We start from the raw sequence: 22,003 nt of genomic DNA, 5'->3' as shown, positions 1-22,003 counted from the left end.
GTATAAATTATTAGTGTAATAAATAGGATTTTAAGGCATCATAATTTCCAATCGGAATTGATACCTTTTCTTCATCCATTATGGCTGCTATTTGCGGAGGCAACTCTATACTTTTTCTTATAACGTCTTCGACAACATCTAAGAATTTTGTTGGATGCGCTGTTTCTAAAAACACCACATGCGCATCATGTTCTTTTAAGTACTCTTTTGCACCTAAATAACCAACAGCACCGTGTGGATCTGCAATATAATTAAAGTCGTTATACAATTCTAAAAGTGCAGCTTTAGTATCGTCATCAGTATAGCTATACGATGATAAATTAGCTTTTAGTGTATCAAAGTCATTATTATGTAATTCTTGAATTCTTATAAAATTACTCGGATTTCCAACATCCATGGCATTACTAATGGTTTGTACTGATGGTTTTGGATTATAGGTTTCAGAAATCATATAATTAACAACCGTATCATTAGCATTATTAGCAGCTATAAAATGTTTAATTGGTAAGCCTAGTTTTTGAGCCACCATACCAGCACATATATTACCAAAATTACCACTTGGAACTGAAAACGCAAGTTCTTTTCCTTTTGATTTGAGCTGTTTATACGTAAACATAAAATAGAAAAGTTGTGGTAACCAACGCGCAATGTTAATGGAGTTGGCTGACGTCAGTTGCATTTTACTCGTTAATTCAGTATCCATAAAGGCTTGTTTTACCATGTCTTGACAATCATCAAAAACACCATCAACCTCTAAGGCAGTAATATTCTTGCCAAGTGTTGTTAACTGTTTTTCTTGAATATCACTTACTTTACCACTCGGATAAAGAATGACCACATTGACACCTTTAACACCTAAAAAGCCATTAGCAACGGCACCACCTGTATCACCAGAAGTGGCAACCAAAACAGTAACATCTTTAGTGTTAGTTTTATTGAAATAACCTAAACAACGCGCCATAAAACGAGCGCCAACATCTTTAAATGCCATGGTTGGACCATGAAACAGTTCGAGAGTTGAAATATTTTCATTAATTTTAATTACTGGAAAATCGAAGTTTAACGTCTCTTCAATAATAGTTTTTAAAACATCCTCAGGAATTTCAGGAACAATGAACTGTTTTATCGCTTCGAATGCTATTTCTGTATTCGATTTATCTTCAATAGTTTCAAAAAATGAAGGCGCTAATGGAGTAATAGACTCAGGAAAATATAACCCTTTATCTGGTGCTAATCCTCTTACAACAGCATCTTCGAAGGTTGTGTTAGGAGCTTTTTTGTTTAGTGAATAGTAATTCATTTTGTTTTATTCTAAATTATTAAACGCTTCATTTAAGTAGACTTTTTAGAGAGAATTCTTTGTGAATCTTCGTGTCTTTTTTGTGAAGCTTCGTGTTATAACTTTTAGTATTAAGTCTTCGGAATAATTTTTAAACTACTCGAATTCCTTCAGTATTTATTTTAGAAACGTAAGTTTCAAATTGGATACCTGATGTTGCATATACGTTTCGTATAGCTTTTTCGACATTTTTAGCTGTAGCTTCACTTTTACTCAACATAAAAATTGAAGGTCCAGAGCCCGAAATCGCGCATCCCAAAGCACCTGCTTGTAATGCAGCATTTTTAACGGCATCAAAATGAGGGATTAATTGCTTACGATAAGGTTCAATCACCACATCGTGCAACGCATCTTTAATTAAATCGTAATCTGATGTATGTAAAGCATGTACTAAGCTACCCACATTTGCCCATTGTGCAATTGCATTACTCAAAGAAATCTCTTTAGGTAAAATGGCTCGAGACTCAGAGGTTTTAATTTCAATCTGTGGATGAATTAACGTCGCAAATAAATCGGGAGGAGTCGGTAGCTTTAATATTTGTAAAGGCGAGGCGCTTTTAACTAATGTAAATCCGCCAAAAATAGCAGGAGCTAAATTATCGGCATGTTCACATTTACTAGCTAAAGCTTCACCTTTCATAGCGTAATAAGTGAGTTTGGTTTTGTCTAATGGTCTGCCTAATAGTTCGTTCATGCCAAAAACACTTCCTGCAGCACTAGCAGAACTGCTTCCAATACCACTTCCTGGTTTAATGTTTTTATAAATTTCTATTTCAAATCCACAATCAGGTTGTAAAGCTTTATACATCGCTAAAGCTGAAACTCCTGCCACATTTTTTTCTGCTTCAAACGGTAAATCGTAGCCTTCAATTTTAGTGATTTTAATGCCTTTTTCGTCTGTTTTTCTAATTACCATTTCGTCACCAATGGTATCTAAACAAAAGCCTAAAACATCGAATCCACAGGCTACATTAGCTACCGTTGCAGGTGAAAATATTTTGATTTCGTTACTCATATCTAATTATTAGCAATTCTTATGATATCGGCAAATAGACCCGAGGCTGTAACATCAGCACCTGCACCTGCACCTTTAATAATTAAAGGTTGCTCAGGATAGCGTTGTGTGTAAAACATGACGATATTATCTTTTCCTTTAAGGTTATAAAACGGATGACCTTCAGGTATTTCTTGAAGTCCAACCTTGGCTTTACCGTCATTAAATTCTGCTACAAATTTTAGTTGGCAGTTATTGTCTTGTGCTGATTTAAACAGTCCTTGGTAGTAGGCTTCATCGTTAATTAAGGTTTTGAAAAAGTCATCAACACTATTAGAATTAGAAGCATTTTCAGTTAAGAAACTATCGGTTTCAAGTTGTGATAGTTCAATAGCATGTCCACTTTCACGCGCTAGAATTAAAATCTTACGAGCCACATCAATACCGCTAAGATCTATTCTAGGATCTGGTTCTGTATAGCCTTCTTCTTGTGCTTGTTTTACCACATCGTAAAATGTTGTTTCAGCATTAAAATTGTTAAAGATGAAATTAAGACTACCTGATAATACAGCTTGAATGGTGTTTATTTTATCTCCAGAAGTTATTAAATTAGTTAAGGTGTCTAATACAGGTAACCCTGCACCAACATTGGTTTCAAATAAAAATGATGCATTGTACTGTCGCGATAACGTTTTTAATTCATTGTAATATTCTATTTTACCTGAGCAAGCTATTTTATTACAAGCGACAACAGAAATACTCTGTTTTAGATACTCACTATAAATATTAGCAACCGCTTCATTAGCAGTAATATCTACAAATACAGAGTTTCTTAAATTTAAGTGCCTTGCATGCTCAAAAAAGCCATCTAAACTTGCTTTTTCACCCGTTTCGAGTTCTTGTTTCCAATTTTTTAAATTGATGCCTTCGTCGTTAACCACCATGGTTCTAGAATTAGATAAACCAGCAATTCTTAAGCTGATTTTAAAATTCTCTTTTAAATAGGCTTTTTGCTGTTTTATTTGCTCTATTAGCCGTTCTCCAACATTACCAACACCAGTAATAAAAAGGTTAATTTGTTTAGTTTTAATTTCAAAAAACTGCTCATGTAAACTGTTTAAGGCTTTCTTTACATCGTTTTTATGAATCACAGCTGAAATATTACGTTCAGAAGCTCCTTGTGCAATAGCTCTGATGTTTACGTTGTTTTTACCAAGGGTACTAAACATTTTTCCGCTTATACCCTGATGATTTTTCATTTTATCACCGATAACAGCAATGATAGATAAATTGGTTTCTAAAACAATAGGATCAATTTTTTGAAGTGCTATTTCATATTCAAAAACGGTATCTATAGCTATCTTGGCACGTTGCGCATCAAGATCTGATATTCCGAAACAAATGGTATGTTCTGAGGACGATTGGGTAATTAAAATAATATTAATTTTCTCTTGTGCTAATGTTTCAAACAAGCGTTTACTAAAACCAGGGACACCAACCATACCATTACCCTGTAAGGTAAGTAAAGCTACATTTTCAATATTGCTAATTCCTTTTACAGGCGAATTACCATTTGGAGTTATATTTTCAGTAATAGTTGTGCCAATAGCCTCTGGATCTAATGTATTTTTAATCACAATCGGAATCTTCTTTTTAAGGACAGGCATTACTGTTGGTGGATATAAAACTTTGGCACCGAAGTGTGATAACTCTACAGCTTCTTGGTACGACAATTCTACAATAGGTGAGGCTTGTTTTACTAATTTAGGATTCGTTGTAAACATACCACTAACGTCTGTCCAGATTTGCAATTCATCTGCATCCATAGCTGCGGCAATAATAGCAGCTGTATAATCGGAGCCACCACGACCTAAAGTCGTTATTTCACCATTGATAGAGTTTGAAACAAAACCAGGAAGTAAAACAATAGCACTAGCGTTTGAATTAAAAAAGGTCTGAATATTAGTATTTGTAATATCAAAATATACCGTAGCGTTATTAAAATTAGAATCCGTAACGATGAGTTCTTGAGAGTTCTTTAATGCTGCGTCTATTGCTCTAGATTTTAAGGTATGATAAATAATGGTCGATGATAGTTTTTCTCCAAAACTTAATAATTTATCCTTGGTTTTTGGAGATAATTCATTGATGAGATAAATACCATCTAATAGACTTTTTAAATCACTTAATTTTTCTGTAATTAAGTCGTGCAAATCATCTTGCTGTTTTTGTATTGATTTACTGTTATCAGGATTTGCAAATAAACCTTCAATTACAGCATTATGAATAGACCAAATGGTATCATATTTATGTTTGTAGTCTAGATTTTTGCTGCAAGCCAAGTTACCTGCTTCTAATAATTTATCGGTAATGCCACCAACGGCAGAAACAACAACAGCAATATTGGTTGTTTCAGATTGTTGATCTAAAATTGAAATGACTTTATTTATGTTTTCGGCTGAACCTACTGAGGTTCCACCAAATTTGAGAACTTTCATAATTTTATATAATTTAAGAGAATAAAATGTCTAAATAGACAAAAAGGGACGGAGAGCATATTATAAATTACCCCAAAGGGTAATAATCGTTGAAATAAAAAACATAAATACACACATAGAATGTGAATTGGAAATTATTGATATGTTATTTTTTTTCTTCATTACATCTCAAATGTATTATTTTTATGACAATAAAAAAACAATTCGTTTCTTTTTAAGGATTTGTTAAAAATAGGGCTTCTAATTATTAAAAATGAAACGAAACTCGCTGTTTGCAAACGCTTTTAAAATGGTACGAGTGCTTTTTATAAATAAATTTTCAAGCGAAAGGAAAATTAAATTCTGCATATGATATGCAACATCAATAAAACAACACTAATAATAACATGAAATTATTTTCGAAAGAACAAATTTACGAAGGAGATAAATTAACCACAGACCGCCAAAACATTTCTTCTACAGATTTAATGGAGCGCGCCGGAACACAAATATTTAATTGGATGCACATGCGAATGCAAGGAGCACAAGTACCAATTCATGTGTTTTGTGGTATTGGAAACAATGGAGGTGATGGTTTGGTATTGGCAAGGCATTTAATTACTCATGGTTATAACGTATTAACGTACATAGTGAATTGCAGTGACAAGCGCTCTAAGGATTTTTTAATTAATTATGACCGGATTAAATCCGTTTCTAAAAAATGGCCAACGATGTTGAGTTGCAAAGAAGACTTTACTGAAATTAAAATCGGTGTAGATGATATTATTGTTGACGCTATTTTTGGTATTGGACTAAACCGCGCACCAAATGCTTGGGTAAGTTCATTATTTCAAAAATTTAAAGCTTCTAAGGCATTTACTTTGTCTATTGATATGCCATCGGGATTATATGCAGATAAAGCTGTAGAAGATGTCAATGCTGTGGTTTTTGCGAACTACACATTAAGTTTTCAATCTCCTAAATTGGTGTTCTTTTTGCCTGAAACGGAACATTATATAGGACAATGGGAGGCTTTAGACATAGGAATAGATCGCGATTATTTAATGCAAACCGAAACCGAGGTTGAGTTGATTTCAAAACATGAAGTCCTGCCTATATATAAGCCTAGAAATAAATTTGCACATAAAGGTGATTTTGGACATGTCTTAATTTTAGGAGGAAGCTACGGCAAAATAGGTGCAGTTAATTTAGCAAGTAGAGCCGCTTTAAGTGCTGGTGCAGGTTTGGTAACAGCGTATATTCCTAAGTGCGGATATCATAGTTTACAAACAGCTATACCAGAAGTTATGGTAGTTACTGATGATTCTGAAACTCATATCTCAAATATTAATTTCGAATTAAAACCAAACATAATTGGTGTTGGAGTAGGACTTGGTACTTCTGAGGAAACGGCAAAAACACTTGAAGCATTTTTAAAGACAAATAAAACGCCGTTAGTTATTGATGCAGATGGATTGAATCTATTGTCCCAACATAAAACGCTTTTAAAATTATTACCTAAACAATCTATTTTAACCCCACACCCTAAGGAATTAGAACGCTTAGTAGGGAAGTGGTCTAATGATTTTGAAAAATTAGAAAAAGTTAAAGCATTTACTGAAGAATATGATATAATCGTTTTAATTAAAGGAGCGCATTCCATCACAGTAAATAAAAAGAAATTGTACATAAATACCACAGGGAATCCAGGTATGGCAACCGCGGGAAGTGGAGATGTCTTAACCGGAATCATTTCAGGTTTAGTTGCTCAAGGTTATACTATTTTGGACGCAACTATTTTTGGTGTGTATTTACATGGAAAATCTGCTGATATTTCCTTAGAAGATTATGGTTACCAAAGTTTAATAGCAAGTCATATTATTGAAACTATTGGTGAGGCTTACATCGATTTATTTAAGCAACCAGAACCACCACAACAGGAGGGACAAAAAGAAAAATAGAAATATAAAAAAGCCTGTCTAATTAATATTAAACAGGCTTTTAATACATGAATTAGAACTTAGATATTCAACTCATTAAATAAATCTATCAAAGCGGAACTAGACGGTCTTGGAGCGTCTGCATTTACAATATTTCCATTAGGATCTATCAATAAAAACCTTGGAATACCGTTAACCTTATAGTCTTGAATGAACTGCGATCTAAAACCATCATCTGCTATTAATTGCATGCCAGTCAATTCTTTATCATTAACCATTTTTTTCCAGCCTTTGTATGCTTCATCAGCATCACCTTTGTATCCACGACCTTCATCAACAGAAATACTTACAAATTCTATATTCTTTCCTTCGTACTGTTTTTCTACTTTTTTAAGAGCAGGTATTTCTATGATACAAGGCCCACACCAAGTTGCCCATAAATCGATATAAACATATTTACCCTTTAAATCTGAAAGAGATGTTTTTCCTCCAGCATAATTTTCATAATTATCAAAAGCAGGAGACGCCGATCCTTTAGGAAACGCATTGAGTGTTGCTTGTTTACTGCTCATAAATTTAGAAAGTTGTTGAACTGTCATGTCTATGTTTTTGTCCATAATAGCAACATGCGAAGAGTCTACATCCGTATATTTAACTTTTAAACCATCGTATGCAGATTTATAATCATTAATAGCTTCTTCAACTTTTTCCATATCACTAGAACCCACTAAATCTTCAGTAAAATACGTTTTAGATATTAAAAAAGATTGAACAGAAAAGTTATTTAAATCTGATGCATCTCCTGTAAACACCATAGAATCAATGAATGATTCATAATCTGTTTCAAAAGATGATGTGTTGTCATTTTCTAGATAAATTTGTCCATATTGTTTTCCATGTTGAAAGTTGTAATCACCAGCGACAACTTTTAAAGTATCTTTAAATGTCCCATCTTCATTAAGGGTAATAATTTTTTCGAAATCTCGTCCTTTGAAAACTTTAAGTGTTTTACTTTCATCAGGGTTTGTTATCTTTCCGGAAAGGGTAACATAATCTTTTGGTTCTCCTTTACATGCAAATATCGTTGCAGCTATACATAGTAATAATAATCGTTTCATAACTCGGTTTTTTGTTCAGAAGCAAAAATAAACATTAATAAATTAATTCTTCATCCTAATGAATTATTAACAAACTCTTGTAGAATCCAATAATATTCCCAAATTTTGAGAACTCAAAAATCACTCCTAATGGATAACTATCATATCATTTCTTCTGACGCTTTAGATATTGTAACGATTTACAATATTTTTTATGAAAATAAAAAGTTAAAACTATCAGAAGCCTCGGCTAATAATATACAGAAATGTAAGACCTATTTAGACGAAAAATTGGCTAACGAAAAAAAACCAATGTATGGTATTAATACTGGATTTGGGTCTTTGTATAATGTAAAAATTTCAGATGCCGATTTAAGTCAATTACAAGAAAATTTAGTAATGTCTCATGCCTGTGGAACAGGTGATAGGGTTCCTGAATCTATAGTAAAGGTGATGTTGCTTTTAAAGATACAATCCCTTAGTTATGGACATAGTGGAGTGCAGTTAGCTACTGTAAATAGACTTATAGAATTTTTTAATAACGATATATTTCCATTTGTTTTTACCCAAGGTTCTTTAGGTGCTTCAGGTGATTTAGCTCCACTCGCACATTTGGCTTTACCTTTATTAGGGAAAGGAAAAGTTGTTCATAACGCAAAGGAGTACGATGCTGCAACTATTTTAGAAGAATTTAATTGGGAGCCTATTACTCTTGAAGCTAAGGAGGGCTTAGCATTATTAAATGGCACGCAGTTTATGAGTGCTTACGGTGTTTACTTACTGCTGATGTCTCATAAAACATCGTATTTAGCAGATATTATAGCTAGTATTTCGCTAGATGCTTTTGATGGTCGCTTAGATCCTTTTCATGATTTAGTGCATGCGGTAAGACCACATCCTGGACAACGAAAAGTAGCAAGACGTTTTAATGAGTTTCTAAAAGGGAGTGAATTAATCACAAGAGAAAAGGAGCACGTCCAAGATCCGTATTCATTTCGTTGTATTCCTCAAGTACATGGAGCAACAAAAGATACCTTAGATTTTGTAGAGAAGGTGATTTTAACTGAAATTAACTCAGTAACAGATAATCCTAATATTTTTCACGAAGAAGATTTAATTATTTCAGGTGGAAATTTTCACGGTCAACCTTTAGCCTTAGCATTAGATTATTTAAAGATTGCAATGGCAGAGATAGGAAATATTTCAGAACGTCGTGTCTTTCAACTCGTATCGGGCTTAAGGGGGTTACCAGCCTTTTTAGTAGATAACCCAGGACTTAATTCAGGGTTTATGATTCCGCAATATACAGCAGCTAGTATTGTAAGTGCTAATAAACAAATGGCAACTCCGGCGAGTGTAGATAGTATTGTATCTAGTAATGGCCAAGAAGATCATGTAAGTATGGGGGCTAATGCAGCCACACAAGCCTATACTTTAGTTAAAAATGTAGAACGTGTCATTGCAATTGAATTGATGAACGCCTCCCAAGCCTTAGAATTTAGAAGACCTTTAAAAACATCGCCTTTATTAGAATCATTCTTAGAGCAATACAGAAAAGTAGTGCCGTTTATAAAAGCAGATGAAGTATTACATGACTCAATTGAAGCTTCAATTCAATTTTTAAAAGATGTAGATATTGAGATTGAAGAATTATTTTTGAACCATTACGATTTAAAATAAATTAAAATGTGAGTAAGAGATATAACTAAGAGGTGTTATTAATTTGTTTTAGTGACCTTTAACGCCCAAGTTATAGCCTCTTCTATGTCTGAGAAAATCATGAGTGGCTTTTTGAAAAACATTTTTTCTATTTGGGCATTTAACTTTGCCTGATAATTATGAGATACTACTGCAAAGCCTATTAAATTTTCGATTTTTTCAGTCTTATAATAAATCTGTGGATCCACAGAATAAGAATGGATTCTGTGTGTAATATAAATGAAATTTTTGTTCCGGAAATATGTTTCACTGATATCAACTAAAACATCATTATAATTGGGTGAGATCGTTACGCCTTCTTTCATCACGGCCAATACGTAATTATCGTAAATAGATAACTCTCCAAAGTTAAAAGATAGTTTTTTGATCATATTTTTTTAACAGAAAACAACTTCTGATAAGATAAAAAAAAACTCCTTCACAAAGAAGGAGTTTAGAATATAATTTGTGACTAAATTTATGATTCAGTCGTTTTACTAGGTGATTTTATGCTAATACTTAATTCATCGGTTTTGCTATCTAAATCCATTGTTATAATATCACCTTCATGAATTTTAGAATTGATAATCTCTTCTGCAAGTGCATCTTCAACATATTTCTGAATAGCTCTATTAAGAGGTCTTGCACCATATTGTTTATCAAAGCCTTTTTCTGCAATATAACCTTTAGCCTTATCAGAAAGTTCCAGTTCATAACCTAGATCTTTAATTCTATCTATAAGCTTAGCCATTTCGATATCAATAATTTTACCAATATCCTCTTTCTCTAAAGCGTTAAATACAATAACGTCATCAATTCTATTTAAAAACTCAGGAGCAAATGCTTTCTTCAATGCATTTTCTATGACTGCTTTTGCATGGTCTGATTCTTGAGCAACTGCAGCTGCAGTGCCGAAACCAACTCCACTTCCAAAATCTTTTAATTTTCGGGCTCCAATATTAGATGTCATAATTATGATTGTGTTTCTAAAATCAATTTTACGACCTAAACTATCTGTTAGATACCCGTCATCTAAAACTTGCAATAGCATATTGAAAACGTCTGGATGTGCTTTTTCAATCTCATCTAAAAGTACTACCGCATATGGCTTACGTCTTATTTTTTCTGTTAACTGTCCACCTTCTTCGTAGCCTACGTATCCTGGAGGTGCACCAACTAAACGAGAAATAGCAAATTTCTCCATGTACTCACTCATGTCAATTCTAACAAGTGCATCGTCACTATCAAATAACTCGCGCGCTAGCACTTTTGCTAATTGTGTTTTACCAACACCAGTCTGCCCTAAAAAGATAAATGAACCAATTGGTTTATTTGGATCTTTTAATCCCGCTCTATTTCTCTGAATGGCTTTAACGACTTTAGAAACCGCTTGGTCTTGACCAATAACCTTTCCTTTTATTAATTCAGGTAATTTAGAGAGTTTATTGATTTCAGTTTGCGCAATTTTATTTACCGGAATACCTGTCATCATAGAAACGACATCAGCAACATTCTCTTCTGTAACAATTTCGCGATGCTGTTTAGTTTCTTCTTCCCATTTTTCTTGAGCAGTAGCTAATTCTTTTTCTAATCGTTTTTCATCATCTCTAAGTTTTGCAGCTTCTTCATATTTCTGTTTTTTAACGACGCTATTCTTAGTTTCCTTAACTTCTTCAAGTTTCTTTTCTAGTTCAAGAATCTGTTTTGGGACATCAATATTGGTGATATGAACACGAGAACCAGCCTCATCTAAAGCATCAATGGCTTTATCTGGCAAAAAGCGCTCCGTCATATAGCGGCTTGTTAATTTTACACAAGCTTCAATGGCTTCATCCGTATAATTAACATTGTGATGTTCTTCGTACTTACCTTTAATGTTGTTTAGAATTTCAATAGTTTCCTCAACAGAAGTTGGTTCAACAATGACTTTCTGAAAGCGACGTTCTAAAGCTCCATCTTTTTCAATGTATTGTCTATATTCATCTAATGTGGTTGCACCGATACATTGTATTTCTCCTCTTGCTAAAGCAGGTTTAAACATGTTAGAAGCATCTAAACTTCCAGTGGCTCCACCAGCACCAACGATAGTATGAATTTCATCTATAAATAGAATAATATCATCGTTTTTTTCAAGCTCGTTCATAACGGCTTTCATACGTTCTTCAAACTGACCTCTATATTTTGTGCCTGCAACTAAACTTGCCAAATCTAAAGTTACGACGCGCTTATTAAATAGGGTACGAGACACTTTGCGCTTTACAATTCGTAAAGCTAGGCCTTCGGCTATGGCAGATTTACCAACGCCAGGTTCACCTATTAATAGAGGGTTGTTTTTCTTTCTTCGACTTAAAATTTGAGATACACGTTGTATTTCTTTCTCTCTACCTACAACAGGATCTAATTTATCCTCTTCTGCAAGTACAGTTAAGTCTCTTCCAAAATTATCTAAAACAGGTGTTTTAGATTTTTTATTCGTTTTATTAGATTGTCCACTAAATGGATTCTGTTTTGTTTCTTCCTCTTCATTCATGTCATCATCAGAAAACGATTCTGCTTTGGGAGTGTCTAAATAATCATCTTCGCTAGTTATCATAGATTTAAATTCTTCTTTAACGTTATCATAATCTACTTTTAGCTTATTTAAAAGCTTTGTTGTAGGGTCATTTTCATTTCTTAAAATACACAATAGTAAATGTGCTGTATTTATAGAGGTACTTTGAAACAATTTAGCTTCTAAAAATGTTGTTTTTAAAGCGCGCTCTGCTTGCCTAGTGAGGTGTAGGTTCTTTTTTTCGTTAGATGTCGTTACGATATTAGGGTTGGCCGGACTCAATATCTCTACTTTACGTCTTAGGTGGTTTAAATCCACATCTAAGGCGCTTAAAATATCTATCGCTTTACCATTGCCATCTCTTAAAAGACCTAGCATTAAATGTTCGGTTCCAATAAAGTCATGACCTAAACGTAATGCCTCTTCTTTGCTGTAGGCAATAACATCTTTAACTCTTGGGGAAAAATTATCATCCATATTAAATTCCTTTCTGCTTTAAAAATAATAAAAACATATTGACTATAGGTCAAAAACTATACCTAAACCAAATGAATTTTAAAATGAGTCCTAAATAACTTGAATTAAATTGTACTTGAATGTATAATCATAATCTTAGAGTGTTTTTCTAAGAGTCTGTTTATTAATGAAATATGAGTGCAATAGTAACGAATTATCGGTGTCGCTTTAATACTTATTTGATGTTTATCAAATGTTAGAAACGAAGAGAGTAAAAAAGCATTTTAAATCAAAGGAAAATAAGAGATACTTATTAACGAAAAAGATATCACATATTGTTAATAAAAATTCCCAAAAACATGTTTAATTTTGGCTATAAACAGTAGTATTTTGGTTATATTAGCACGTTATTGAAATTCACAAAAAACTAATTAATTTTATATATGGCAGAAGGAGAAAAACTCATTCCAATTAACATTGAAGATGAAATGAAATCGGCTTACATTGATTATTCAATGTCGGTCATTGTGTCACGTGCGTTACCAGATGTAAGAGATGGTTTAAAACCAGTTCATAGACGTGTGCTTTATGGCATGCATGAGTTAGGTATTAGAGCAAATAGTGCACATAAAAAATCAGCAAGAATAGTTGGTGAAGTTTTAGGTAAGTATCACCCACATGGAGATACCTCGGTTTATGATGCGATGGTACGTATGGCTCAGGAATGGAGTTTGCGTTATATGTTAGTTGATGGGCAAGGTAACTTTGGTTCTGTTGATGGTGATAGTCCTGCAGCAATGCGTTATACAGAGGCTAGAATGCGTAAGATATCTGAAGATATGTTAGCAGATATCGATAAAGAAACTGTAGATCATAAATTAAACTTTGATGATACTTTAGAAGAACCAACGGTTCTTCCTACACGTATCCCTGGACTTTTAGTAAATGGTGCATCTGGTATTGCCGTTGGTATGGCTACCAATATGCCACCACATAACTTAACTGAAGTAGTAGATGGTACTATAGCTTATATCGAAAACAATGATATTGAAATTGATGAGTTAATGCAACACATTAAAGCACCAGATTTTCCAACAGGTGGAACAATTTATGGTTATGATGGTGTTAAAGAAGCTTTCCATACAGGTCGCGGACGTATTGTAATGCGAGGAAAAGCTATAATCGAAGAAGTACAAGGTAGAGAATGTATTATTGTATCTGAGATTCCTTACCAAGTTAACAAGGCAGACATGATTAAAAAGACTGCTGATTTAGTTAATGAAAAGAAAATGGAGGGTATTGCTTCTATCCGTGATGAATCGGATAGAAATGGTATGCGTATCGTTTATGTTTTAAAGCGCGATGCAATTCCAAATATCGTTCTGAATAAATTATATAAGTATTCAGCATTACAGACCTCTTTTAGTGTCAATAATATAGCACTAGTTAAGGGGCGTCCGCAATTATTGAATTTAAAAGAATTAATTCATTATTTCGTAGAGCACAGACATGAAGTTGTTGTTAGACGTACCACTTATGAATTGCGTAAAGCAGAAGAGCGTGCACATATCTTAGAAGGTTTAATTATAGCTTCAGATAATATTGATGAAGTCATTAAAATTATTCGTGCATCATCTAATGCAGAAGAAGCGCGTAATAGTTTAATTGAACGCTTTAAATTATCTGAAATACAAGCCAAAGCTATTGTAGAAATGCGTTTGCGTCAGTTAACAGGCTTAGAACAAGATAAATTACGTTCTGAGTATGATGACATCATGAAAACAATTATTGACCTTAAAGATATCTTAGACAGAAAAGAACGTCGTATGGATATTATTAAAGGAGAGCTAGAAGTTGTAAGAGATAAATATGGTGATGAGCGTCGTTCTATTATAGAGTATGCAGGTGGCGACTTGAGTATCGAAGACATGATACCAGATGCACAAGTGGTAATTACGATTTCTCATGCAGGTTATATTAAGCGTACATCGCTTACAGAATATAAAACTCAGCATAGAGGCGGGGTTGGACAAAAAGCATCAACAACTCGTAATGAAGATTTCTTAGAGCATCTATTTGTAGGTACAAACCACCAATATATGTTATTCTTTACACAGAAAGGAAAATGTTTCTGGATGCGTGTTTATGAAATTCCAGAAGGATCAAAAACATCTAAAGGTAGAGCAATTCAGAATTTAATAAATATTGAGCAAGATGATAAAGTGATGGCTTTTATCTGTACTCAGGATTTAAAAGATGAAGCCTATATTAATAGCCACTATGTCATTATGGCAACTAAACAAGGTCAGGTTAAGAAAACTTCTTTAGAACAATATTCTAGACCAAGATCTAATGGTATTAATGCGATAACGATTAAGGAAGATGATGTTTTATTAGAAGCAAAATTAACTACAGGTGAGAGCCAAGTGATGTTAGCCTTAAAATCTGGTAAAGCTATTCGTTTTGAAGAAGCGAAAACAAGACCAATGGGTAGAAATGCTTCTGGAGTTCGTGGTATTCGTCTTCAAGATGAAAAGACAGATGAAGTAATAGGTATGATTGCTGTAGACGATATGGAAAGCAATATTCTTGTTGTTTCTGAAAATGGTTACGGAAAACGTTCTAGTTTAGAGGATTATAGAATTACTAACAGAGGAGGGAAAGGTGTGAAAACCATTTCTATTACTGAAAAAACAGGTAATTTAGTTTCTATAAAGAACGTAACCGATGAAGATGATTTAATGATTATCAATAAATCTGGAATTGCTATTAGAATGGCTGTAGCTGATTTACGAGTAATGGGTAGAGCAACGCAAGGTGTAAAACTGATTAACCTAAAAGGAAATGATTCTATTGCTGCCGTAGCTAAAGTGATGAAAGACGAAGAGGAAGATATCTTAATTGATGTAGATGCTGAGGTCTTGGATAACGAAGACGCTATTGACGATGGCACGGCTATTGATAATAATGACACAGAAAGCGAATAATTAATAAATAACAAAACGATTTAATACAAGATGAAAAAATTACTGACATTAGTGCTAGGTTTAGCAATTACGTCATTGTCTTTTGCACAAAAAAATGAGATAAAGGCGATAGAGAAAGCACTTAAAAATTCAAACTTTGCTGATGCTAAATCAGCAACTGCTTCAGCGGAAGCTTTAATAGGCAGCATGGATGACAAGTCTAAAGCTAAATTTTATTTGTTAAAGGCCAAAGCATTGTATGCAAATGGGAATGGTACTGATGACAATATCGATGAAGCGATAACAAGTTTAGGTAACTTGAAAGATTTAGAGTCTAAAATGGGAAAATTAAAATACACCCAAGAAGCTAATGAAATGACTACAGGGATGGTTAATACTTTTTTAACTAAAGCAAATAATGCCTTTACGAATAAACAGTACAAGGCTGCAGCTAAGGGTTTTGAAAAAGTTTATAGAATGTCCCCTAAAGATACCTTGTATCTTTATTATGCAGCTTCTTCTGCTGTAACGGAGCCAGATTATAAAACAGCTTTAGATTACTACGTTCAACTTAAAAATTTAGGATATAGTGGTGAGCAAATGAATTATTATGCTACTAACGTTGAAACAGGTGAGGAAGAAAACTTTGCTAATAAATCAGCAAGAAGTTTTTCTATAAAAGCGAAATTACACAAGGATCCAAGAGATGAAAAAAGTCCATCAAAAACGGCTGAAATTGTAAAGAATATTGCTTTAATATATGTTTCTCAAGGTGACAATGAAAAAGCACTAGGAGCTATGGCAGATGCTAGAAGTGAAAATCCTGAAGATATTGGATTATTATTATCTGAAGCTAATGTTTATCTCAAAATGGGAAATAAAGAGAAGTTCAGATCTTTAATGGAAGAAGCTACTGAAAAGGATCCTACGAACGCAGAATTACAATACAATTTAGGTGTGTTAGCAGCAGAAGGCGGTAATTCAGAGGCGGCTATAAAGTATTACGAAAAAGCTCTAGCTATTAATCCAAACTATGTTGATGCTTACAATAATTTAGCAGTAGTAATTTTAAATGGAGAGGCTGAAATAGTTGAGGAAATGAACAACTTAGGAACAAGTAAAGCTGATAACAAGAAGTATGATGAATTAAAAGAAAAGCGTACTCAAGTATATCAACAGGCTATTCCTTATTTAGAAAAAGCATTAGAATTGAAAGGTACTAATCTCGATGCGGCTAAAACGTTAATGAACATTTACAGTGCACTTGGTGAAACTGATAAATTTAAAGCGATGCGAACTAAAGTTGAGGAAATTGAAGCTTCAGCAAACGGTAATTAATAGTTACAGTAAAACATAAAAAAAGCGACTGAAAAGTCGCTTTTTTTTATACAATTTTTTTAATAACCCTTAGCTTATGGGTATGTGTTTTTTTATCAATATTATAGATACCACTATGATCTAAACGATCAATTCTAACCTTGCCATGGGCATGTATAATGTAATTGTCTTCCATTATAATACCAACATGCGTAATGTTACCTTCTGCGTTATCAAAAAAGGCTAAATCACCTGGCTCACTTTCTTCAATAAAACTTAGAGCTTCACCTTGTGTTGCTTGTTCAGATGCATCTCTAAAAAGTTTGTAACCATTGAGCTTATATACCATTTGAGTAAAACCAGAACAATCAATTCCAAAAGGCGTTTTTCCACCCCATAAGTAAGGAGCATTTAAGAATAGAAAAGAGGATTTTATAATGTTCTCTTTAGCGCTTTTTGACGTTAACGCACTTCCATCAAAATTGTGATTAAATAAAAGTAAACCGTTTAAATCAGATCCAACAGGAATAGGGTATAAATTATTAGAGGCATCTGTAACAAACTCAATTAAATCTTTGGATAAATAAATATCAGACTTATCTAAATCTATATAAGTAGATTCTTCAATTTCTATATATTGTTTATTATCTATCCAACCTTCGTATTTATCAAAGGCAAATCGAATACGACTCCATTGCTTACGCTGTTCTAGAACTTTAAAGTAATCACCATATAACGCCTGCGTTACCATTTCACTGGTATCGGTAGGTTCTAATCGTATTGGTACAATTCCAAGATTGCAAATGCCGTATTGCATAGGGTTTAGTTAAGCGCGTTCTATTACCATTGCAGATGCACCACCACCACCATTACAAATAGCAGCTGCACCTAATTTAGCATTGTTTTGGTGTAATACGTTGATTAACGTAACTAATATTCTAGCACCAGAGCATCCTAAGGGATGACCTAAAGAAACAGCACCACCATTAACATTTACGTTTTTATCATTTAATCCTAAGATTTTCATATTTGCTAAACCAACAATAGAAAACGCTTCGTTAAATTCAAAGAAATCAATAGCATCCAATTCTACATTTGCTTTTGCAAGTGCCTTTGGCAATGCTTTTGCAGGAGACGTTGTAAACCACTCTGGTTCTTGTGCAGCATCAGCATACCCTTTTATAATAGCAATAGGTTTTAAACCTAATTCTTCTGCTTTTTCTCTACTCATTAAAATTAATGCCGCAGCACCATCGTTAATCGTAGATGCATTTGCAGCAGTAACCGTTCCGTCTTTTGTAAATGCAGGGCGTAATGCAGGAATTTTATCCATTCTTACATTTGAGTATTCTTCATCTTTAGCGACTATAACAGGTTCTCCTCTTCGCTGTGGAACTTCAATAGAAATCACTTCATCATTAAATTTTCCATTCTCCCAAGCCGCTTTTGAGCGATTATAAGATTGAACAGCATAAGCATCCTGATCTTCTCTAGAGAATTCATATTCCGTAGCGCAGGCATCTGCGCAAACTCCCATAGCGTTATTGTCATACGCATCCACCAAACCATCTTTTTGCATGCCATCTTCTAATGTGGCAGGTCCGAATTTAGTGGCACTTCTCGCATGGTAATAATGAGGAATTAAACTCATGTTTTCCATACCTCCAGCGACAACAATATGAGCATCACCTAATTGTATGGCTTGTGCAGCTTGCATTACAGCTTTCATACCAGAAGCACAAACTTTATTGATGGTAGTACAAGGAACCGTATTTGGTAGGCCAGCATAAATAGCTGCTTGTCTCGCAGGAGCTTGCCCTGTACCAGCTTGAACAACATTACCCATAATGACTTCATCGACCATTTCAGGTTTCAAGTTTATTTTATCTAAAGCTCCTTTAATGGCAGCAGCTCCTAATCGTGGTGCTGGTACTGTAGATAGGCCACCTAAAAAACTTCCAATAGGTGTTCTTACTGCTGAAACGATAACGACGTCCTTATTCATTGTTATTATATTTGATGTTAATTGATGCGAAATTAAACATTTTTTGAGAGATTTGAGAATGTATTAATGATATTAGCCTTCTAAAATTCTAATATTTATTACATTTGATTGTATATGAATGTATTCTTCAATAAGTGGTATAAAAATCACGCTTTAGTCTATAAGATTTTGTTGTTCATTGTAACAACATTGTTTATAGTATATCTGTTTCCTAAAACAGGAAAGTTTAGATATTCATTTGAAAAAGGGAAGCCTTGGCAATCTGAAAATTTATACGCCCCATTTAATTTTGCTATTAAAAAGTCAAAAGCAGAAATTGATGCCGAGAAAAATGAAATTAAAGACAGAAGTCTTGTTTATTTTGAAATAAATAGAGAGGTTAAAGACGAGGTACTTTCTGATTATTTAGCAAGATTTAATCAGGTGTTTAAAGACTCTAGTAATTTTATTAGTGAAAATTCAGGCTTGTATAAAAAAGGAAGAACCATAATAAATAATCTTTACACTGTTGGAGTATTAGATTTAGATTACAGTTATGCAGATGATAGACCCGTAAAACTTGCAACAGCCAATAAAGTTGAAAAAGAAATTCAATATGGTAGCTTATTTGAGTTGAGTGATTTACGTACTCGAGTGGAGTCTGATATGGGTAATTCAACAGCTATCGATGTTAAAAAACGTATGATATCTGTTTTTTTCGATGTGATAAAACCTAATACTAAATTAAATAAAACGTTAACCGAAAAAGCCTTAGAAGAGGAGTTGTCTAGAATATCCCTGACAAGAGGTCGTGTAGAGAAAGATCAGCTTATTATTTCAAAAGGACAGGTGATTGAAGAAGCGCAATATGATATATTAAGTTCGCTTAAATCTGAATATGAATCTCAAGTATGGAATTCAACCAATTACAATTGGGTTCTTATCGCTTATACATTGTTAGTAGCTTTAGCGCTTCTAATGTTACTGTTGTTTCTTAGCAAGTACAGAAAAGAGGTTTTTTTAAACAATACTAAAGTTACATTTATATTTTTCAATATCGCGTTAATGATATTTTTAAGTACGTTAGTAATTAATTTTAACTCGCAATATATTTATGTCGTACCTCTGTGTATTCTACCATTGGTTTTAAAGGCTTTTTTCGATGCGCGATTGGGTTTGTTTACGCACGTACTAACAGTATTGCTTTTGGGTTTTGTTGTGCCCAATAGTTATGAGTATATGTTTCTTCAAATTATTGCAGGTATGGTTACTATATTAACCGTTTCAGAATTATACAAACGGGCTAATCTTTTTATATCTGTAGGACAAATAACGTTTATATATATCATAGCATACTTCGCTTTTTTTGTAATTCACGAAGGGCAACTAACAGGTTTAAAGTTTGAGATTTTCGGAATGTTTATCCTATCTGGTTTAGCAACACTATTTGTCCAACCTTTGATATATATATATGAAAAAATATTTGGATTAGTCTCTGATGTGTCTTTATTAGAGCTATCCGATACAAATACCAAACTCCTAAAAGAACTATCTAACAGGGCACCCGGAACATTTCATCATTCTTTAAACGTTGCCAACTTAGCAGAAGCATCAGCAAACGAGATAGGTGCAAATGCTATGTTAGTTAGAGTAGGAGCCTTGTATCATGATATTGGTAAGATGAATAACCCAACGTATTTTACAGAAAACCAGAGTACAGGTATTAATCCTCATGATGAATTATCGAGTAAAGAAAGCGCGAAAATTATTATAGATCATGTTTTAAATGGAATTGAAACCGCTAAAAAATATAATCTTCCAGATCGTGTTATAGATTTTATTAGAACGCATCATGGCACAAGTTTGGTCTACTATTTCTATATGAAAGAAAAGGCAACAAATGAAAATGTTGACATCAGAGATTTTACTTATCCTGGACCAACTCCATTTAGCAAAGAAACAGCTATCCTTATGATGTGCGATAGTGTAGAAGCAGCTTCTAAAAGTTTAAAAGAACCTACAAGTACTAAGATTAATGATTTTGTTGAAAACATCATTAACAAGCAAATGGAGAATGGTCAATTTTTAAATGCGGATATTACCTTTAAAGAAATACAAGCGCTTAAAAAAGTACTAAAATTTAAGTTGGCTAACATTTACCATTTGAGGATTGAGTATCCTGAGTAAAATAAAATTCAGCGCATTTATAATATTTGGTATCTAATTTAAAAGGGACTTATCTGAAACCTTAATATAAATGCTATTTGTCTGAAATTAAGTTTTTAGAAAACATCAGTACGTGTTGTCTTCTAGGCTATATACTCCTTTATTTTAAAACCTTTATATTCAATTGTGTACTTTTAAATAAGATTTCAATGGTTGTAAACTAAAATTAATAATGTTACAATATCCCTGAATACGGTTAGAAAAGTATGTGTTTAAATGTTCAATTTTGTAAGGAATAAAAACTTACAATTATGGATTTTAAAACAATGTTACAGTTACCTGTATTAGATACTAATGAGGTTTTAGCAATAGTACAAGAAATAGCAGATATAGAAAGAAAAGAAGAAAGACCGCGCATGCCTAAGGTTGCAATCTCTACACATTCTGATACTGCTTCTGGATTTTTTGTCAACTATAATGCAGAAAAAAAAGTAGTTTTATTATGTGATATTTATGATCGCGATGCACAATTTCAATATATAGAAGTACGCTCTATTTCATCGATTTCTTTGAGCAACATAAATAAGCATGCCTATCTTTTATCGGATGGAAACATTCCTTTTACGCCAGATGCTGATGATATACCAACAGTACTTCAGCTTAAAAAAGATATTAAAAACTTGGAATTAGAAATTAAAGAGGCTTTAGAGAAAGAAATTTCTATAGTTTATATGTACGACGGGACTCCCGAAGATTTGGATAAGTTTTATGCTTCAAAAGTTGTACCGTTATTAAAAGAAACACTTTCTAAAATAGCAACAGATCACTTAGCAAAAGCTGCGTTTACAGAGGCCATTTCCACTATTAATTTCTGTTTGGGGAGCGAGAATAACTTAATAAGAGATAAAGAGGTTATTACTGTCACAATAGATTCTTCTAAAGGTTTAAAGAGTTTTATTAAAGCGAAACAGTTACAAGATCAAATCGAAAAATTTTTATAACACTAAAACAAATTAAT

At 33.3% G+C, this 22,003-nt stretch carries 14 protein-coding genes; 6 read left to right on the top strand and 8 right to left on the bottom strand.

Going from position 1 to position 22,003, the window contains the following annotated elements:
- Positions 1 to 10 precede the first annotated feature (10 nt).
- From thrC to thrA, 3 genes are all read right to left on the bottom strand, one after another.
- Positions 11 to 1,300: a threonine synthase gene (thrC, locus tag HM986_RS12740; RefSeq protein ID WP_179335479.1), complete on the bottom strand. Its 1,290-nt coding sequence runs from the start codon at positions 1,298 to 1,300 to the stop codon at positions 11 to 13.
- Positions 1,301 to 1,430: 130 nt separating this feature from the next.
- Entirely contained in the window at positions 1,431 to 2,354 is a 924-nt protein-coding gene (locus tag HM986_RS12735; RefSeq protein ID WP_179335478.1) for a homoserine kinase, read from the bottom strand.
- Positions 2,355 to 2,356: 2 nt separating this feature from the next.
- Positions 2,357 to 4,831, bottom strand: coding sequence for a bifunctional aspartate kinase/homoserine dehydrogenase I (gene thrA / locus HM986_RS12730; protein ID WP_179335477.1), 2,475 nt, complete (start codon positions 4,829 to 4,831; stop codon positions 2,357 to 2,359).
- Positions 4,832 to 5,217: 386 nt separating this feature from the next.
- On the opposite strand from thrA, the gene HM986_RS12725 reads away from it, so the two are divergent.
- The gene (locus HM986_RS12725; RefSeq protein ID WP_179335476.1) at positions 5,218 to 6,771 is read left to right on the top strand and encodes an NAD(P)H-hydrate dehydratase; all 1,554 of its coding nucleotides are present in this window, start codon (positions 5,218 to 5,220) and stop codon (positions 6,769 to 6,771) included.
- A 59-nt stretch (positions 6,772 to 6,830) separates the two neighbouring features.
- Here the strand turns inward: HM986_RS12725 and HM986_RS12720 are convergent, their stop codons facing one another.
- Complete coding sequence (locus tag HM986_RS12720; protein WP_179335475.1) at positions 6,831 to 7,868, bottom strand: TlpA family protein disulfide reductase; 1,038 nt, start codon at positions 7,866 to 7,868, stop codon at positions 6,831 to 6,833.
- Between the two features lie 129 nt (positions 7,869 to 7,997).
- Between HM986_RS12720 and hutH the strand changes: the two genes are divergently transcribed.
- On the top strand, positions 7,998 to 9,527 hold the full coding sequence (hutH, locus tag HM986_RS12715; RefSeq protein ID WP_179335474.1) for a histidine ammonia-lyase: 1,530 nt from the start codon (positions 7,998 to 8,000) through the stop codon (positions 9,525 to 9,527).
- 38 nt (positions 9,528 to 9,565) lie between these two features.
- On the opposite strand, the gene HM986_RS12710 is transcribed toward hutH, so the two are convergent.
- A complete protein-coding gene (locus tag HM986_RS12710) occupies positions 9,566 to 9,937 on the bottom strand; it encodes a hypothetical protein (protein WP_179335473.1) in 372 nt (123 codons plus the stop codon).
- 86 nt (positions 9,938 to 10,023) lie between these two features.
- On the bottom strand, positions 10,024 to 12,573 hold the full coding sequence (locus tag HM986_RS12705) for an ATP-dependent Clp protease ATP-binding subunit (protein WP_179335472.1): 2,550 nt from the start codon (positions 12,571 to 12,573) through the stop codon (positions 10,024 to 10,026).
- Between the two features lie 422 nt (positions 12,574 to 12,995).
- Here HM986_RS12705 and gyrA point away from each other — a divergent pair, with 422 nt between their 5' ends.
- Both gyrA and HM986_RS12695 read left to right on the top strand, forming a co-directional pair.
- On the top strand, positions 12,996 to 15,539 hold the full coding sequence (gene gyrA, locus HM986_RS12700; protein WP_179335471.1) for a DNA gyrase subunit A: 2,544 nt from the start codon (positions 12,996 to 12,998) through the stop codon (positions 15,537 to 15,539).
- A 30-nt stretch (positions 15,540 to 15,569) separates the two neighbouring features.
- Entirely contained in the window at positions 15,570 to 16,856 is a 1,287-nt protein-coding gene (locus HM986_RS12695) for a tetratricopeptide repeat protein (RefSeq protein ID WP_179335470.1), read from the top strand.
- A gap of 46 nt (positions 16,857 to 16,902) precedes the next feature.
- On the opposite strand, the gene HM986_RS12690 is transcribed toward HM986_RS12695, so the two are convergent.
- On the bottom strand, positions 16,903 to 17,652 hold the full coding sequence (locus HM986_RS12690) for a C40 family peptidase (protein ID WP_179335469.1): 750 nt from the start codon (positions 17,650 to 17,652) through the stop codon (positions 16,903 to 16,905).
- A 9-nt stretch (positions 17,653 to 17,661) separates the two neighbouring features.
- Positions 17,662 to 18,840 (bottom strand): acetyl-CoA C-acyltransferase, encoded by a 1,179-nt coding sequence (locus HM986_RS12685; RefSeq protein WP_179335468.1) that lies wholly within the window; start codon positions 18,838 to 18,840, stop codon positions 17,662 to 17,664.
- A 114-nt stretch (positions 18,841 to 18,954) separates the two neighbouring features.
- On the opposite strand from HM986_RS12685, the gene HM986_RS12680 reads away from it, so the two are divergent.
- Positions 18,955 to 21,006 carry an HD family phosphohydrolase gene (locus tag HM986_RS12680; RefSeq protein WP_179335467.1) on the top strand — a complete coding sequence of 684 codons (2,052 nt, stop codon included), beginning with the start codon at positions 18,955 to 18,957 and terminating at the stop codon, positions 21,004 to 21,006.
- A 290-nt stretch (positions 21,007 to 21,296) separates the two neighbouring features.
- A complete protein-coding gene (locus HM986_RS12675) occupies positions 21,297 to 21,986 on the top strand; it encodes a hypothetical protein (protein ID WP_179335466.1) in 690 nt (229 codons plus the stop codon).
- The last annotated feature ends 17 nt before the right edge of the window (positions 21,987 to 22,003 follow it).

This window comes from Winogradskyella costae (assembly GCF_013403865.1).
In the GTDB taxonomy this organism is placed as follows: domain Bacteria; phylum Bacteroidota; class Bacteroidia; order Flavobacteriales; family Flavobacteriaceae; genus Winogradskyella; species Winogradskyella costae.
Note: the sequence above shows the minus strand (reverse complement) of the source record. Positions and strands in the feature narration are given on the sequence as shown.